The organism is Myxococcus sp. MH1 (assembly GCF_059738865.1).
Genome location: NZ_AP026947.1, coordinates 701,301 through 718,606, shown reverse-complemented (window position 1 = coordinate 718,606; position 17,306 = coordinate 701,301). Strand labels below are relative to the sequence as shown.

Below are 17,306 nucleotides of genomic sequence, written 5' to 3'. Positions count from 1 at the left end.
GATGATGCGGCCTCTCGGGTCCGGGGTCCTCCGGCCCGACGCCCCCGGAGCCATCCTCGATGACTGTCGTCCGCCATGGCCTGGAGCCCCGGCCCTCTCCCCGCGGCGAGGATGTCGTCGAGCGGGTCGCCGCCATCGAGGTCCTGTCCCCGCGCGAAATCGACGCGCGCCTCACGGACCTGGGCTACCGCGGCCAGCCCGAGGCGCGCCGCGCCGCGTCCGTGCTCGCCTACCGCCACCTGCGCCGCATCCGCCGCCTCCACCTGGAGGGGCTCGCCCCCGAGCCGGGCCTGCGGGAGAACTGCCTGTTCCTGGGGCCCACCGGCTCCGGCAAGACGTTCCTCGTGGAGCTGCTCTTCCGCGAAATCCTCGCGGTGCCCACGGTGCTCGCGGACGCCACCCAGTTCTCCGAGACGGGCTACGTGGGTGACGACGTCAACACCCTGCTGTCGCGCCTGTACGAGGCCGCCGACCGCGACACCGAGTGGGCCGCGTGCGGCGTCATCTGCATGGACGAGTTCGACAAGCTCGCCACCAGCCGCTCCGACAGCCGCTTCGCCGGACAACAGACGACGAAGGACGTCAGCGGCTTCGGCGTGCAGCGCAGCCTCTTGCATCTGTTGTCCGCGGCGCACGCGGACTTCCCGCCGGACTTCGGCTTCACCAGCCGGATGCCGCCGGACTCCATGGAGATGGCGTGTGTCACCTTCATCGCCTGCGGCGCGTTCAGCGGCCTGCGCGCGACGGCGGAGGGCATGGCGCGCACCGAGCGGCTCGGCTTCGGCCGCGAGCCCCGCCGCGAGCCCGAGGAGTCCATCGCCACCGCCGTCACCCAGGAGCAGCTGGAGCAGACCACCGCCTTCGCCCGCTACGGCTTCATCCCGGAGCTCATCGGCCGCTTCAACCGCCTGGTCTCCTTCACCCCGCTGGACGCGGCCACGCTGGGCGACATCCTCCAGCAGAACGTGCTGCGCGCGTACGAGCGCGAGTTCGAGCAGGAGGGCCTGCGCCTGCACGTGGAGCCGGCCGTGCGCGAGCACGTGGTGGCTGGCGCCCTCAAGCGCGAGACGGGCGCGCGCGGCCTGCGCACCACGCTGGCGCCGCTCTTGGAGCAGGCGGCCTACGAGCACTTCGGCCGCCCGGACGCGGCCTCCACCGTGCGGCTGGTGCTGGAGGGTGACCGGGTGCGCTCCTGCACGGAATAGCGCCCGACGCTCCCTCCCCCACCGAGCGGGGAACCGGGTCCGGCCTCCATCCCGCCCGCACGCACCTTACGGTTTGAGCGGGAACACGAACACCGGAGGGTCGCACACATGGCGCACACGGACCACACGCGAGAGATTCCCCGGGAGGGCTGGGCGGACTATCTGGCCCTGCTCAGCAACATGGAGAAGGAGCAGCCCGTCCGCATCGAGGTGGAGGGGATGGAGCTGGGAGACCAGCCGCTCGCCTCGGGGCTGCCGTTGGTGGAGATCAGCCTGGAGGAGAAGGGCAGCGACCGGGGCGTGGTGGAAATCATCGTCGGCGGCCCCGGCGGCGAAATCACCCACCGCATCCAGAAGCCGGACCACATCTACGCGGACGAGAGCGAGAGCGGCGAGCTGGAGTGCCTCGACATCGAGAGCAGCGAGGACAACACCAAGACGCTCATCTACTTCGGCCAGGCCACCACGGCCGGCGCGCGCAAGATGGACTGAGCCTGGGAGGGCGCCCCCCCGCGCCCATATCAGAAAGGCCGGAAGGCACCCCCCTCCGCGGGAGAAGGAACCTTCCGGCCTGTGGCCTTCACCCGTCCCCGCCGTCGCGACGGGGATGGGGGTCGGCCGGTGCTTCAAGCGCGAATCACGGGTACAGCGCGCGGGCGCCCTGCTTGTCCAGGGTGGTGAGGATGAGGTCGCCCGTCTGGGTGCCGTTGCACTGCGGGTAGTGCATGACCGAGGAGCGGTCGTAGGACGTCAGCGCGCGCCAGTTCGCGTCCTCGTAGCAGGAGCCGTTGACGCGCGTGTGCTCGTGGCGGAAGCCCAGCACGTGGCCCAGCTCGTGGCGCAGGATGCCCGCCAGCGTCCAGGGCGCGATGCTGCCGAAGGCCGTGTTGTCCACGAGCACGTTGCGGCCCGAGCGGCCCGAGTTCGGGAAGAACGCGCGCGCCAGGTACTGGCCACCGGAGTTCACCGGGCGCACGTCGAAGAGCACGCCCGTCTGGGACGCGGTGCAGCTGGCGTCGTAGCTGGTGCTGTGCGTGAAGTTCACGCTGGCGGTGGCCTCCCAGGCCGCCGTCGCGCTGTTCATCGCCGTCACCATCTTCGCCTTGTTGGTGGTGCCGAAGGTGTTGCTGATGCAGTACGTCAGGTTGCCCTTCTGCGCGGAGCTCCACTTGATGTCGCCCGCCGCGGTGCCGCCGCTGTTGTACACGGCCAGCCCGTTCTGGGTCTTGCCATGGTCCGCGACCACGTTGTTGTCGTAGTAGGCGCGCAGCTCCTCCTCGCTGTCCACGGCCTGGTCCATGTCGAAGATCCACTTGCCTTCCGGATCCTGCACGGCGCCCGCCTTGAACTCCTCCCACGTCATCTTCGGCGCCAGCGTCTCGGCGCTGTCGGGACCACACGCGGAACCCAGGAGCGTCACACCAGCCAGCAGCGCCATGGAGCGGAACTTGAGCATCGGTCTTTCCTCGGAAACACACGACTGCGGGGGATGCGCCGCCCCACCTGGTCCCTCCACCAGCCGCGGCAACGGCGCGCCCCGGCCTTGAGCAACTGTCGGGCCAACGACGCCCACATAGCTGGATAGACTGTTTTTCGAGCACAAACTGGATAGTAAGCACTCCATGTCAAAACAGACCGACTGTAAATGGGCCTGACAAAGTCCGGTGGAAGTCGGCGTGGCGGTGAGGGTTTTCGTTTCGCGCCGGGACTGTTCGGGAATCAGACGGTTCTGTCTGCGAATCAGTCAGTCGCCCAGGGGCTGTCGGAAACCGGGTCAGGGTTTCCCCGCACACGCTTGGGGGCGCAATCAGCCACGCACCATGCAATCACCGCCGGGGCGCGTCAAGCAGCTGCGGCGCGGCGGACAGCTCGCGGCGCGCCGCGCCGTGGCGTCGTGTATAGCCGAAGGCGTCGTGGGCCCTCTTCCGTTCGACATGGCGTGGTGGTTGTCCTGGCTGGAGGCGGTGTGGCCGCACCTGGCGGCGGGGCTGACGGTGCTGGTGAGCGTGCTGGCCAGCGCGCACGTGGTGCTGCACAAGCGGGACGTCCGCGCGGCGGTGGGCTGGGTGGGGCTGGTGTGGCTGGTGCCGGTGCTGGGCGCGGCGCTGTACCTGGTGCTGGGCATCAACCGGATTCGACGGCGCGCGCGCTCGCTGACGCCCCGGCGCGGGCACGGGATGTTCCCGCCCATCCGCGGCGTGGAGGCGGTGGTGGCCGAGGGCGTGTCCCGGGTGAAGCCGGAGGCCGCGCACCTGGCGCCCCTGGCGCGGCTGGGGGACGCGGTGCTGCACCGGCCGCTGTTGCCGGGCAACCAGGTGACGGTGCTGGAGTCCCGCACGGACGCGTACCCCGCCATGCTGGAGGCGATTGCCCGGGCGAGGACCTCCATCTCGCTGTGCAGCTACATCTTCGACAACGACGTGGCGGGCCGGCACTTCGCGGGGGCGCTGGGTGAGGCGGTGCGGCGTGGGGTGCAGGTGCGGGTGCTGGTGGACGCGGTGGGCGCGCGCTACACGTGGCCGACCATCCTGGGGCGGCTGTCGCGTGAGGGTGTGACGGCCGCGCGCTTCCTGCCCTCGCTGATGCCGTACCGGCTGCCGTTCATGAACCTGCGCAACCACCGCAAGATATTGGTGGTGGACGGACAGGTGGGCTTCACCGGGGGCATGAACATCCGCGAGCACTTCTGGCCGGGGGAGCAGGCCGCGAGGGACTTGCACTTCAAGCTGGAGGGCCCGGTGGTGGCGCAGCTGCAGGAGACCTTCGCCGAGGACTGGGTGTTCACCACGCGCGAGCGGCTGAGCGGGGACGCGTGGTTCCCGGAGCAGCAGTCGGCGGGGGCGGTGCTCGCGCGGGTGGTGCCGGACGGGCCGGACGAGAACTTCGAGACGCTGCGCACGGTGCTGCTCGGGGCGCTGTCCACCGCGCGGGCGTCGGTGCGAATCGTCACACCGTACTTCCTGCCGGACGCGTCGCTCATCACCGCGCTCAACGTGGCGGCGCTGCGCGGGGTGAGGGTGGACGTGGTGCTGCCCAGGAAGGGCAACCTGCCGGTGGTGCAGTGGGCGAGCACCGCGCAGCTCTGGCAGGTGCTGGCGGACGGGTGCCGGGTGTTCCTCACCGAGCCCCCGTTCGACCACACCAAGCTGATGGTGGTGGATGGCGAGTGGGGCCTCATCGGCTCGGCGAACTGGGACCCGCGCTCCTTGCGGCTCAACTTCGAGCTGAACGTGGAGTGCTACGACGCCGGGCTGGCCCGGCGCCTGGATGCGGTGGTGGACGAGCGGCTATCGCGCGCGCGTCCCCTCACCCGGGAGCAGGTGGACGCGCGGCCCCTGCCCATCCGGTTGAGGGATGGGCTGGCGCGGCTGTTGTCCCCGTACCTCTGAAGCGACGCGCGCCGCGCTACAGCAGCACGCGGCGCACCTTCCAGAAGGCCTCCTTGGCGGTGCGGAAGGCCTGCGAGTCCGGCGGCAGGAACGAGCGCAACAGCTCCGCCGACTGCGTCTGGAGCGGCCGCACGCAGTGCGCCTCCACCTGGCCGCGCAGGAAGCCCACCGGGTCCCTGCGGCGGTACTCGGAGAAGTACGTGCGCAGCTCGTTGCGCGTGCGCGCCTTGCCGTTGTCCGCGTACTTGGCCACGTAGGGGCTGAAGTCGGGGTAGAGCCGGCCCTCGCCGAAGTCGCCGTGCAGCGTCGTCTTCATGAAGTTGCCGATGAGCAGGTCATCGAAGACGCGGTAGCGCACCGCGGTCATCAGCGAGTGGCGCGGGGCCTCGAAGGTGATGCCCCGGCGGAAGCGGCGGCGGTGGAACTCGATGACGTGGTCCTGGCCGCCCACGCGGAAGCGCAGGAAGTCCAGCACCGAGCCCAGGTGCTCGATGGCGCCGAAGTACTCGCGCAGCATGCGGGACTCGTCGGCCTCGAGCATCTCGCCCCAGTCGTCCCCGAACTCCGTCGGGTCCACGGGCGTCAGCGCGCGCTCGGTGGGGCGGATGAGCCGCACGTCGTCCTGGGCGAAGTCCACCTGGACGAAGGCGGGCAGGAGCGAGCACGTCGGGGACTCGAAGCCGCGCGAGTAGTCCTCCAGCGTGGTGGTGTACTCGGAGGCCCAGATGCTGTCGGCGCGCTGGTACTTGTGCATGGAGCTGAAGGGCACGAAGTAGCGCGCGCCGTAGAACTCCGCCTGCCGGGCGATGGTGCGCCCCACGGGCGTCTTCGCCGCGGCGTAGGGCGCGATTCGCTGCCCGTCCTCGGTGAAGTAGTTGATCATGTCCGCGTCGCCGTAACCGGACAGGGCCAGGAGGTAGGACTGGTCATACCGGCGCACCAGGCCGCGCACGAAGCGGCCCCAGCCCCGGTCTCCCGCGTCGTTGAGGTTGACGAGCAGCCGTCCGCCCACGTCGACGAGCAGCACCGCGTCCTGGTTCATGTCGGGGATGCACATGACGCGGATGCGCGGCGACAGCTGCGTCCACACGCGGTCCACCAGCACGTGCACGTTGAAGCCCTGCTCGCGCAGGTCATCGCGGATGCGTCCGCCGAAGTGGTTGGGGACCAGGATGGTCAATTCGCGCAGCTTCTCCAGGGACTCGGGGCTCAGGTGGTCCGGGTGTCCGTGGGACAGCCACGCGTACTGGCAGCGCTGGATGGTGTCGCGCTGCTCTTCGGGAATGTCGTGGGACAGGGTCCAGCTGCCGAAGTACGCGGCACCGTGAGTCCACGGGTCGGTCACCAGCACCGGTCCGTTGTCGTGGCAGATGAGTGTGGCGTTTCCGATTGTCTCGAATCCGAGTTCCATCTTCCGCTCCCCCCTCAGGCCCGCGCGGTTGCTCGCCATCGCGGTCACAGGCCGGAAGGTGACGCGCAACGGGGGAGAGACCCACTGCCCCCGCGTGCAGCGAAAAGGACTGCACGCCCGGCAGGCTGCCCGAGGCCCGGTGGAGGGGAAGATGTTTTCCCCGGGCACGGCATCGGGCACGCCCTCCCGCGGAGCCGGAACGGCACGGACACGGCGCGATGGAGCCTCGCGAGGGGTCGCCGCGCGCGAGGGACACACCGTCACGGGTGACAAGTGCACGGCGCGGGCGGGCGGGTCGACCGCCCTCGCGTGAGAGGAGGCAGCCACCCGCGTCCACGTCGACGATGTTCGCGAGTGGAGACACCAGGGCCTCCCGGTTCGAGACATGGCTCGGGAGGGGCGCGGCGCTTGGAGCAGGCACCCAGGCGCGAGCCCCGCTCCGAGCGTGGGCGTCCCTCAGCGCTTGCGAGCCACGAGCGAGAGAATCTGGGAGCCGTAGCGCTCGGTGAGCGCGGGCCCCACACCGTGGACGGCCATCAGCGCGGCGCCGTTCTCCGGCCGCGCGGCGGCGATGGCGCCCAGCACCCGGTCCGTGAGGATGCGGAACGCGGGCACCTTGCGCTTGCGCGCCTCGGCGAGCCGCCACGCCTTCAGCGCATCCACCAGCCCCGCGGGGGCCTCCTCCTGCGTCACCCCACGGCCGCGCGAGGAGCGAGCCCCCCGTGACACGGGCTCCTCGGGGGTGCCTCGCCCCACGGGGATGCGGGACTCGGGAGACAGCGCGGTCCTGGACGCATTCCATGAGGAGCGCTGCTCGAAGTCGTCCGAGGGAGAGGAGGCCCGCCACTGTCGGCCGCCGGCCTCGCTCCGACTGGAGCCCGCGCGCTTCTTCGTCGCGCGTCTGGTCGTCTTCCCGCGCTTCTTCTTGGACGCCTTCTCCAGCGCCAGCGGCAGGAAGACCTGCTGCGGGTCCACCACGCGCGTGCGGCGGCCCTCGTCCGTCAGCGACAGGCGCTGGAAGGAGATGACCTGGCCGTCCTTGTCGAACGAGTCGACCTCCAGCCGCGTCAGCCCCGCGCGCACCAGCCCCCCCACCAGTCGCTCGAAGTCACGCCGGGGCAGCGCATCCCCGAACAGCTCGCGGTGGAGTCGCCCGGTGGCCTGTCCATCCCGCTCCTGGAGGGACTCCAGGATGCGCTCGAGCCAGTGGCGCTCGGACGCCGACGGCTCGGCGAAGCGCAGCGTGGCGCACGACTCGGGCGAGCACACGTCACACAGGCCGCACGCCTCACCGGAGTCCTGGGTGTCACCGAAGTGAGAGACCAGCTGCTTCATCCGGCAGCCATGGGCCTCCGCGTAGCGCCCCATCTGCTCCAGGTGCAGCAGCTTGCGCTCACGCTGGGCGTTGTACGCCGCGGACCAGTTGGGACGTCCGCGCCGCACCGTCTCGTCGGGTGTCATCACCACGCCGCCGTGAATCCAGAGCTGTTCGAGCGCCTTGTCGAACACCTCCGGGTCCGTGCGCACGCGGCCCTGGAGCGACGGCTTCGGCTCGGGCTCCAGCGCCGTGGACTGGAACAGGCGCTCCAGGACGTACGCCTCGGGGTAGTCGCGCTTGTGGAAGAACTCGTGCGTGCGCCGGTCGATGTACGAGTGCAGCAGCACGGCGCGAGACGGCTTCCCGTCACGGCCCGCGCGCCCCAGCTCCTGGTAGTACCCCTCCAGGCTGGCCGGCAGCGCGGCGTGGATGACGGTGCGGACATCCGGCTTGTCGATGCCCATGCCGAAGGCCGTGGTGGCGACGATGACCTCCAGCGAGCCCCCGAGGAACTCCGCCTGGACCTTGTCGCGGTCTCCCGGCGGCAGGCCCGCGTGGTACGCGGCCGAAGGGAAGTCGCCCGCGAGCAACTCCGCGAGCTGCTCGGCGTGCTTGCGCGTGGCCGCGTAGACGATGGCGGGCCGGTTCTCCTCGTCCTGGAGCAGCCCGTGGATGGCGTCTCCGCGAGCGCCGGGGTTCAGCTCGCGCACCTCGATGGCGATGTTGGTGCGGCGGAAGCCGTGGATGAAGGTGCGCGCCTTGCCTCCCGCGCCCAGCAGGCCGAGCTGCTGCACGATGTCCCGCTGCACGTCCGGCGTGGCGGTGGCGGTCAGGGCCACCACGGGCGCGGGACGCAGCAGGGGCAGCCGCGCGCCGAGCAGCCGGTAGTCGGGACGGAAGTCGTGGCCCCACTGCGAGATGCAGTGCGCCTCGTCGATGGCGATGAGCGTGGGAGGGCGCCGCGCGAGGAACTCCACGAAGCCCGGCACGCCGAGTCGCTCCGGCGCGATGAACAGGAAGTCGAGCTTCCCCTCCAGGTAGTCGAAGCACACCTGTCGCGAGGTGGCGCGGTCCCGGCCGGAGTGGATGCGGTCCGCCGCGAAGCCGAGCGACTGGAGCCGCAGCACCTGGTCCTCCATCAACGCGATGAGCGGACTGACGACGATGGTCGTCCCCGCCCGCGCCAGACCCGGGAGCTGATAGCAGAGCGACTTGCCCGCGCCCGTGGGCATGACGAGCAGCAGGTCCTCGCCCGCCGTGGCCGCGCGGCACACGGCCTCCTGGTACGGACGGAAGTCGGAGAAGCCGAAGGCCTCCTTCAGGAGCGGTCGGAGCCGGTCCGGAGGCGTGGGAGCGCGAGGGACACGCTCCGGGCGCCCCCCCGTCGACACGGAGACACCGCCCCGTGAGGAGCCCGGCCCACGAGACACGCCCGTGTTGAACGAGCCCTGAGCGCTCGTCCGACGAGGCGCCGACACCACGGCTGCTTCCGAGAACCCTGCACTTTGTGAGGAGCGCGAGCCGGCTGAGGCCTCCGCGCGCCAGGCCCCTCCACCGTCGGCGGCACCACCGGGCGAAGTGCCTCGCGCCGTGCGACGAGCAGGCTCCAGCTCCGAGGAGCCACCGCCGAACGAGGCGGGAGTTCCAAGCGAAGCGTTGCGCGGAGAGCCACGGCCTGCCGTCGCGAAGTCGCCTCCACGTGAGGCCTCATCCCTCGATGCGCCAGTGAACGAGTCCGTCGAGGTACGTCCTGCGCCACCGGGCGCGTCCGAAGTGCCCCGTGAGAACGAGGTCTCCGCACGATGCTCCGTCCCCATCGCGCCGCCCCACCCTCCAACCCCACCCTCGTGAGCCACCGGCCCACCGCGCCCACCCGGGACACCGGCGCGCACCGGCCCCGAGGGCCCCTGCCCCACCACTTCGATGACGTACTTCTCGATGCCCCGGATGAACTCGTCGAGCTGCCCTTCGCCCCGCTCGATGCGCTGGAGCCACGCTTCCCACTGGCCCGTCATCGCCGGCGTCTTCACGTCCGGGTGCACCACGTGGATGAGGTTCAGCCCCTTCTCCGTCGCCTCCAGCACCTTGCCCTTGCGGACCAGGTACTCGCGGTCCAGCAGCACCTCGATGATGGCCGCGCGCGTGGCGGGCGTCCCCAGCCCCGTCTCGCGCATCGCCTCCGCCAGCTCCTTCTCGTCCAGCAGCCGGCCCGCCGTCTCCATCGCCGTCAGCAACGTCGCGTCCGTGAAGCGCGGCGGCGGACGCGTGCGCTTCTTCACCGCCTCCACGTCCTCCACCGTCTGCGGCTGCCCCCGCGCCAGCCCCGAGGGCAACGACTGTGAGTCATCCTCCGGCTCCGCCTCCTCGTCCCCCTTGCGCGCGTCCGACTTCGGCTTCGGCGCCTTCTTGCCCCCGCCGATGTCCAGCACCTTCCAGCCGATGCGCTCCACCTGCGTGCCCGTGCTCTGGAAGCGGTCCACCACCGGCACCGCGCTCTTCGGCCCGGGCGACGTCACCGCCGTCACCACCGTGGTGACGCGCCACACATGGTCCTCGTGCCACGCCTGCAACAGGCGCCGGCACACCAGGTCGTAGATGCGCTGCTCGTCCGAGGACAGGCGCAGCCCGTGCGGCGACGTGGGCGTGGGGATGATGGCGTGGTGGTCCGTCACCTTCCCATCGTCCACGTAGCGCCGACCCAGCGGACGCACGCCCGTGCCCGGCGCCAGGTCCTCCTCGTAGGGCCCGCGCACCGTGCCCACCACCTCCGGCAGCGTGTCCGCCACCGTCTGCGACAGGTGCCGGCTCGACGTGCGCGGATAGCTCAAGAGCTTGTGCTTCTCGTAGAGCGCCTGCGCCACCTCCAACGTGCGCTGCGCGCTGAAGCCATACAGCCGGTTCGCGTGGCGCTGCAGCTCCGTCAAGTCGTAGAGCAGCGGAGGCGCCATCTTCTTCTCCTCCGCCTCCAGCGATTCGATGGTCGCCTGCCCCCGCTTCACGCGGTCGATGATGGCCTGGGCCTCCACCCCGTCCGCGTCCAGCCGGCGCGCCTCGCGCACGCCCTCCATCCCCGGAGGAATCACCGGCTTGCCATCCGGCCCCGAGCGGAACCACGTCCCGTCGTACCGCGCGCCCGGCGCCACGTCCTTGCTCCGGGGCGCGAAGGTGGCCACCACCTCCAGGTAGTCGCGGGGCACGAAGTTGCGGATGGCCCACTCCCGCTCCACCACCATGGCCAGCGTGGGCGTCTGCACCCGCCCCACGCTCAACATCTCCCCCTGTCCGCCATGCGCCAGCGTGTACAGGCGCGACAGGTTCATCCCCACCAACCAGTCCGCCCGGCTGCGCCCCATCGCCGCCGCCGCGAGCGGCTCGTACTCCCGCCCGTCCTTCAGCTTCTGGAAGCCGTCCCGGATGGCCCGCTCCGTCAGCGACGACACCCACAGCCGCCGCACCGGCTTGCGACACCCCGCCGCCTCGTAGATGTAGCGGAAGATGAGCTCGCCCTCGCGGCCCGCGTCCGTGGCGCACACCACCGCGCCCACCTCCGGCGAGGTCAGCACCCGGCGCACCACGTCGAACTGCGAGCGCGTCTGCTCGGAGACCACCAGGGGCCAGCCCTCCGGCAGCATCGGCAGGAGCGCGCGGCTCCACTTCTTCCAGTCCGGCCTTATCTCGTGCGGCTGCGCCAGGCCCACCAGGTGGCCGATGGCCCACGTCACCACGTAGCCGTTGCCACGCAGGAAGCCGTCACCCCGCTCCTGCGCGCCCAACACCCGCGCGATGTCCCGCGCCACGGCTGGCTTCTCCGCCAACACCGCCAGCAACGACGAGCGCCCCGCGCCCCGCGCCGCCGCGCCCTCCCCACCTCGCCTGTCCTCGCCGGGCACCTGGCCCATCGCTTCCCACCTCATGAAACCTGTCCCCTCCCGCCGCCCAATACCCGGGACATCCGCCCCAGGCACACGTCGCAACCGTCTTCCCTACCGCGTCAGGCTGACATGGCCAGCCCCTCACTGTCCCTACCCACGACGCCCGCTCGCCCCTCCGCCAGTCGAGGCGGACCCTCTCACTCCACCCACCCACCTCCCAGGTCTCCCTCCACTCCGGGTGGAACCCACCACGTTCGTCCCGCCGCCAGCCCTGCCGACAAGCTGGCGCGTTCGCGCAAGCATTTGGCGCTAGCGCGGAAAACTCGTTCCACGGACTGAGCCAGTATGCCCTGGTCGACACACGCCACGGAGCGTGTGGCCGGGGGGACGGCGGTCATCAGTGGGTGCGAAGGGAGAGGCGAATGTCGCACGTCGCGCATGAGTCGGGCCAGCGGGTTCCGGGGGGAAACAGCGGGCCAGGCGGTGTGAAGCGTACGGACAGGGGACGGGGGGCCGCGGCACACAGGGCCCGGGGTCGCATCCAGGGGGGACACCCCAGCGCTCTCGAAGCACGAGAGGGGGACATCGCGGTGCCGGAGCTGGCTGTCTTCGCGGGGGCGAAGCGCAGGGAGCTCGTGGCGCTGACGAAGTCGAAGGCGCTGGGGGTGTTGAGGCAGGAGATGGAGCACGTGACGCGGGTGGCTTCCATGCGCCCGCAGACGTTCGGTTGGGCCCAGACGCTGGCGCGGATGCGAGCCATCTCGCAGCCGGCGCGGTCCTGGCCCTGAAGCCGGTAGCTGAGACACCGGGTGCTTGGGGCACCCGAGGGTCCGGCCGTCGGCGAGCGCACCGGGGGGAGCGCTCGAGTCGCAGTCGAGGTCTTCGCTGGAGGGGTCCAAGGCCCTCCGGACACTCAGGGCGGGTAGGAGGGTGGCGTCGCGGGGGCGGCGTCGTCCGTGGCAGGGGACCCGGAGGAGTGACGCTCGCCAGAGGGGGAGAGCGGACTCCGAGCCAGGTCATTCATCCGGGGGGTGCTCCGCGTACACCGGAGCATCCCCCGTTGCTTTTCCAGGGCACGTCACTCCAGGCGCAGCGTCGCGGTGCCGGTGAGGGTGCGGTGGAGGGTGAGCCACAGCGCGTCGCCCGCGTCGTCGACGGAGGCGAAGTAGTCCGCGTCCGCGGTGAGCACCCGCTCGTCCAGGAGCACGCGCGAAGGGGGCGTCGTGGCGGTGTAGCCGCGCAGCACCAGCACGGGGTGCTCGAGCGGTTGGGTGCCGGTGTCGAAGCGCAGCTCGGCGCGGTTGTCCGCGGCGCGGGCCTCCCACGTCGCGTAGACGGGGTTGTAGCCGGGCACGTCGAAGGGCACGGAGTCGGTGCGGCCCACGCCGCCGGGCCCTTGCGTCACCACGGTGCCCCGGGTGGCGGTGAGGCGCACGCGCTGCCAGGACTCGACCTCCGAGACGCGGCGGAGCACGGAGTCTTCCGTGTGCGTGCCCAGCACCATGAAGACCGAGTAGCTCTGGTAGGGGTGGCCGGAGAGCATGCCGTCGTCGCCGTAGCGCGCGTACTGGCGCCAGCCGAGCGCGCCGTAGTTGCTGCCCCAGGCCATGCGGTGGGAGCGCGTGGTGGAGGGGAGCTGGTACTGGTTGAGCTGGAAGGTCCAGTTCCAGTCGTCCGGCAGCGGGCCGCGCTCGTTGCGCTGGCCCCAGCTCGAGTAGAGCCAGTAGCCGCCCGCGGGCTTCTGCTGCCAGGTCTGCGTCTGCACCACGCCCATCTCCGCGTCCGGGGTGGTGGTCCACATGCGGGTGAAGGGGACGACGTTGGGCTCGCGGTAGTCCCAGCCGCTGGCCATCGTCACCGGCGAGGCGAGCGTGCGGAAGCGGTAGCGGTCTCCCCAGCCCAGCCCGGCGATTTCGGCGTTCGCGTTGCCGTCGAAGAGCAGGTCGCCATAGGGCGAGCGCACGTCCGCCTCCAGCGCGTCGGGCGCGACGCGCGAGACATCGTGGGTGATGGCGTAGAGCGGGTGGTCGCGTCCGGTGGCGAAGAGGTAGTGGACGGTGACGTCGACGATGTGGCCATCGAGCGGCAGTGGCCAGCGGAACTCGTGCAGCGCGTGGTGGCGTCCCTCGAAGAGGGTGCGGCCCGTGCCCGTCACCTTCTCGGTCCAGTTGCCCCAGTCGGCGCCGGCGCGCACGTGGCACGTCACCATGCCCCAGCCGGGGACCTCGTTGGTGGCACCGTCGCAGGTACGCGCGGCGCCGTGGGCCTCGTAGACGTAGCGACGGAGGTAGCCGCCGTGCCAGCCCGCGGGGTCCTGCGAGTCGTTGCGCACGAGGAAGGCCGAGCGGGGCGCGCAGTCGCCGTCGCGCCACGTGTAGCGGTCCGTGTGGAAGCCCTCCAGGTCCACGTCGCGCTCCAGGCTCACCGGGACACAGGGATGTGCCTGACCGGGGCCCGCGTCCGGAGTCCCCGCGTTGCCCTCCGGACGGACCTCCTTGCCACCACAGGCCACGAGCGACAGGGCGAGCAGCGCGACGGCACCCTGCCGCCAGGGCGAGCACCAGGACGGGCGAGACATCATCGTGAGTCCTCTCGCGGAGTCAGGGTCCGCATTCCGCGACATCATGGCATGTCGTGCGGACATGACGGGTTTCGAGCCGGAGGCCGTGCGTCTAGAGTCGCTGGACGCGGCCGCGGTCGGGGCCGTGCCGTCACCGTCGAGAGAGCAAGATGAACGCCGAAACGCCCTTGTCCGCAGCCCGGTTCCTGGTTCCCCTGCTCATCCTGATAGGCACCGGCGTCGGCGTTTGGCTCACCGTCCGCATCCTCGGGACGTGGCTCAAGCACCGGAAGGTGCGTGAGCAGGGGCTGCCGGCCCGGGCCATCCTGCTGCGCAGCGAGCGCACGGCGATGAGCAACCAGAAGCGCGCCCGCTACAACCATCTGCTCGAAGTCACCCTGCCGGACCGCCCGAGCTACGAGGTCTGGGTGCTGGACCGCTACCACGACTGGAACGTGCGAGTGTTCACGCCGGGCCTGGAGCTCAACGTCAAGGTCGACCCCGATGACCCCCAGCGGGTCGCCGTCGTCGGGCCCGTCGTCGAGCAGGACCTGAGCCAGCTCGCCGCGCTCCTGGCGGGCAAACCTGTCAGCGCTCCGAAGGACCCGGTGAAGTCCCTCGCGGACCTGCAGCGGATGCTGGGCGAGGGGCTCATCACGATGGACGACTTCGAGCGCAAGAAGGCGGAGATCCTCGGGCGACTCTGAGCATCCGGGCCGAACAGGTCCGGACACCCTCGGGTCCATGGGCCTTTGCCCAGGAAGGAGACGCAAGTACCTTCCGGGTATGCCCCGTTGGTTCAACACCGCCGGTCCGTGCAATCCGGACCACCACTACATGCTGCCGGCCATGCGCCGGCTGCCCGAGGTCCGGCGGCTCGTCGAGCAGCAGGGCTACTTCGTCGTCCACGCACCTCGGCAGGTGGGCAAGACGACGGCACTGCTGTCCTTCGCTCGCGAGCTCTCGCAGGAGGGACGCTACGTGGCGGCCCTCGTCAGCATGGAGGTGGGCGCGGGGTTTCCCGACGACACCGGCGCCGCCGCGGATGCCATCCTCTCGAGCTGGCGGTCCGCAGCGCGAGCACAACTGCCCGCCACGCATCAGCCCCCGGAGTTCCCGGACGCGCCTCCTGGATACCGCATCGCCTCCGCGCTCTCGGCCTGGTCCGAGGCCACGGGCAAGCCGCTCGTCGTCTTCCTGGACGAGGTCGATGCACTGAAGAACGAAGTCCTCGTCTCCGTGCTGCGCCAGCTCCGGGACGGCTATCGCAACCGCCCCCTGCACTTCCCCTCGTCGATGGCGCTCATCGGCTTGAGGGACGTCCGCGACTACAACGTGGCCTCGGGGGACTCGAGCCGGTTGGGAACCTCCAGCCCCTTCAACATCAAGGTGCGCTCGCTGACGGTGCGCGACTTCACGGAGGAGGAGGTCGCAGAGCTCTACGCCCAGCACACCGCCGACACGGGACAAGGCTTCGAGTCCGAGGCCATCTCACTCGCCTTCGAACTCACCCAGGGACAGCCCTGGCTCGTCAACGCGCTGGCCAAGGTGGCCGTGGAGGAGCTGGTCACTGACGTGAGCCAGCCCGTGCGCCGTCAGGACATCGAGCGCGCCAAGGCGACTCTCATCTATCGCCAGGAGACCCACCTGGACAGCCTCGCGGCCCGTCTTCGCGAGCCTCGCATCCAAGCCATCCTCGAGCCGATGCTCTCCGGCGACATTCCGCCTCCGTTGCCTCCGGATGACGTTCGCTTCGCGGTCGACCTGGGCCTCGTCCGGTTCAAACCAGAAGGAGGCCTGGAGGTCGTCAACCCCATCTATCGGGAGATCATCGTCCGGGAGCTGGCCTTCCCGTCACGAGCGGCGCTTCCCTCCATCCACCCATCGTGGCTGCGTGCCGACGGGCGAATGGACCTCGAACAGTTGCGAGAGGCGTTCCTCTCCTTCTGGCGTCAGCACGGCGAGCCGCTGCTCGCCACGGCGCCGTACCACGAGGTGGCGCCGCATCTGGTGCTCATGGCCTTCCTCCACCGCGTGGTCAACGGAGGCGGCACCATCGAGCGCGAGTACGCCGTCGGCCGGGGCCGCATGGACCTGTGTGTGCGCCATGGACCGGACACGCTCGCCATCGAAATCAAGGTCTGGCGCGACAGGGAGTCGGACCCGCTGAACGACGGCCTGGAGCAGCTCGACGGCTATCTCCAGGGCCTGGGTCTGGACAGCGGCTGGCTGATGCTCTTCGACCGTCGCTCGAACCAGCCGCCCATCGCCGAGCGCACCCGGGCCGAACAGGCCCGGACGCCCTCGGGACGTCAGGTCACCGTCATCCGCGCCTAGCGCGTGGGAGTCGCGGTGCCCTGGTCGTGCTCCTGGTGCCACGCCGCGAGCACCTCCTTCTCGCGCGCCGGAGCGATGCCCGCCTTCAGCTTCGCCTGACGCTCGGGCGGCTCCGACTTGAACCACTCCACCGTGTCGCGCACCGTCTCCTCCAGCGGCCGGAACGTGAGCCCCGCCGCCAGCGCCTTGTCGATGTTCACCCGGAGCAGGCCCGCCTCCTCGCCCGTCGGCGTCACCCACACCGGCATGTCTCCGAAGGCCTCCACCTTGTGCTTCGCCAGGAAGGACGGGTGCGCCCAGATGAACGTCGCGTCACTGCGCAGCGCCTTCTTGCTGCGCTCCAGGAAGTCCCGCATCAACAGCGGCTTGTCCGGCCCCGTCGCCGTGTAGGGCCCCGCCAGGTTCTTCTCCACGCCCAGGATGATGAACGCGGCCAGATCCCTCACGTCGATGAACTGCGTGGGGTCATGCCCCGTGCCCGGCGCGAGCACCTCGCCGCCCTGGGCCACGCGCACCGGCCAGTACGTGAAGCGGTCCGTCGGGTCGTCCGGCCCGACGATGAGCCCCGGGCGCACGTTGAACACGCGGCCCGGCATCGCCGTCTCCGCCGCCTTCTCGCACAGCGCCTTCAGGCCGCCGTAGTACTTGTTCACGTCCTCCGAGTTCGGCTCGTCCACCGTGGCCACCGCCGCCGTCTCCGTGAGGCCCGGCTTCGACGCGTCCTTGTAGACCGAGATGCTGGACACGAAGGTGTAGTGCCCCACGTTCGGCGCGAGCAGCTCCGCGGACGCCTTCACGATGCGCGGCACGTACCCCGACGTGTCCACCACCGCGTCCCACTTGCGGCCCTGGAGCGCCTTGAGCCCCTCGCCCTTGTTCGGGTCGCGGTCTCCCTGCAGCTTCTCCACGTTGGGGAAGAGGCCCGGGTTCGTCTTGCCGCGGTTGAACAGCGTGACGGTGTGCCCCCGGGCCTGCGCGGACTCCACCAGCGCCGGCCCCAGGAACTTCGTGCCCCCCAGGATGAGGATGCTCAGGGACTTGTCCGCCTTCGTCCCTCCGCTCCCCTGCCCCCGCGGCGTCGGCTCCGCCGTGCCACCACCCGACGCGCCCTTCGAGGACGCACAGCCCATGGCGAACAACGAGCCCGCGACCACGGCACCCTGAATCACATCCCTGCGAGACAGCTTCATAGCGTGTCGTCTCCTGCCACGAGG

Annotated in this window: 11 protein-coding genes; 6 read left to right on the top strand and 5 right to left on the bottom strand. The window is 70.6% G+C overall.

Annotated features, from left to right (window positions below; all coding sequences use genetic code 11):
• The first annotated feature begins 59 nt into the window (after nt 1-59).
• Nucleotides 60-1,205 carry an AAA family ATPase gene (locus AC6JA9_RS02985; protein ID WP_223749821.1) on the top strand — a complete coding sequence of 382 codons (1,146 nt, stop codon included), beginning with the start codon at nt 60-62 and terminating at the stop codon, nt 1,203-1,205.
• A gap of 108 nt (nt 1,206-1,313) precedes the next feature.
• Nucleotides 1,314-1,697, top strand: a complete 384-nt coding sequence (locus AC6JA9_RS02980) for a DUF5335 family protein (protein WP_046710694.1) — start codon at nt 1,314-1,316, stop codon at nt 1,695-1,697.
• Between the two features lie 145 nt (nt 1,698-1,842).
• Here the strand turns inward: AC6JA9_RS02980 and AC6JA9_RS02975 are convergent, their stop codons facing one another.
• Nucleotides 1,843-2,661, bottom strand: a complete 819-nt coding sequence (locus AC6JA9_RS02975) for a M57 family metalloprotease (protein WP_223782299.1) — start codon at nt 2,659-2,661, stop codon at nt 1,843-1,845.
• A 478-nt stretch (nt 2,662-3,139) separates the two neighbouring features.
• On the opposite strand from AC6JA9_RS02975, the gene cls reads away from it, so the two are divergent.
• Nucleotides 3,140-4,594, top strand: a complete 1,455-nt coding sequence (gene cls / locus AC6JA9_RS02970; protein WP_223749887.1) for a cardiolipin synthase — start codon at nt 3,140-3,142, stop codon at nt 4,592-4,594.
• Nucleotides 4,595-4,610: 16 nt separating this feature from the next.
• On the opposite strand, the gene AC6JA9_RS02965 is transcribed toward cls, so the two are convergent.
• Both AC6JA9_RS02965 and AC6JA9_RS02960 read right to left on the bottom strand, forming a co-directional pair.
• Nucleotides 4,611-6,005 (bottom strand): MBL fold metallo-hydrolase, encoded by a 1,395-nt coding sequence (locus AC6JA9_RS02965; RefSeq protein WP_223749819.1) that lies wholly within the window; start codon nt 6,003-6,005, stop codon nt 4,611-4,613.
• Between the two features lie 456 nt (nt 6,006-6,461).
• On the bottom strand, nt 6,462-11,222 hold the full coding sequence (locus AC6JA9_RS02960) for a DNA topoisomerase 3 (RefSeq protein WP_497959049.1): 4,761 nt from the start codon (nt 11,220-11,222) through the stop codon (nt 6,462-6,464).
• A gap of 563 nt (nt 11,223-11,785) precedes the next feature.
• Here AC6JA9_RS02960 and AC6JA9_RS02955 point away from each other — a divergent pair.
• Nucleotides 11,786-11,983 (top strand): hypothetical protein, encoded by a 198-nt coding sequence (locus AC6JA9_RS02955; protein ID WP_074948654.1) that lies wholly within the window; start codon nt 11,786-11,788, stop codon nt 11,981-11,983.
• A gap of 290 nt (nt 11,984-12,273) precedes the next feature.
• On the opposite strand, the gene AC6JA9_RS02950 is transcribed toward AC6JA9_RS02955, so the two are convergent.
• Nucleotides 12,274-13,776, bottom strand: a complete 1,503-nt coding sequence (locus AC6JA9_RS02950; RefSeq protein ID WP_497959048.1) for a hypothetical protein — start codon at nt 13,774-13,776, stop codon at nt 12,274-12,276.
• Between the two features lie 149 nt (nt 13,777-13,925).
• On the opposite strand from AC6JA9_RS02950, the gene AC6JA9_RS02945 reads away from it, so the two are divergent.
• Nucleotides 13,926-14,462 (top strand): SHOCT domain-containing protein, encoded by a 537-nt coding sequence (locus tag AC6JA9_RS02945; protein WP_223749816.1) that lies wholly within the window; start codon nt 13,926-13,928, stop codon nt 14,460-14,462.
• 79 nt (nt 14,463-14,541) lie between these two features.
• Nucleotides 14,542-16,092: a hypothetical protein gene (locus AC6JA9_RS02940; protein WP_497959047.1), complete on the top strand. Its 1,551-nt coding sequence runs from the start codon at nt 14,542-14,544 to the stop codon at nt 16,090-16,092.
• Here AC6JA9_RS02940 and AC6JA9_RS02935 read toward each other — a convergent pair.
• On the bottom strand, nt 16,089-17,282 hold the full coding sequence (locus AC6JA9_RS02935; RefSeq protein ID WP_497959046.1) for an NAD-dependent epimerase/dehydratase family protein: 1,194 nt from the start codon (nt 17,280-17,282) through the stop codon (nt 16,089-16,091). The genes AC6JA9_RS02940 and AC6JA9_RS02935 overlap by 4 nt on opposite strands.
• Between the last annotated feature and the right edge of the window lie 24 nt (nt 17,283-17,306).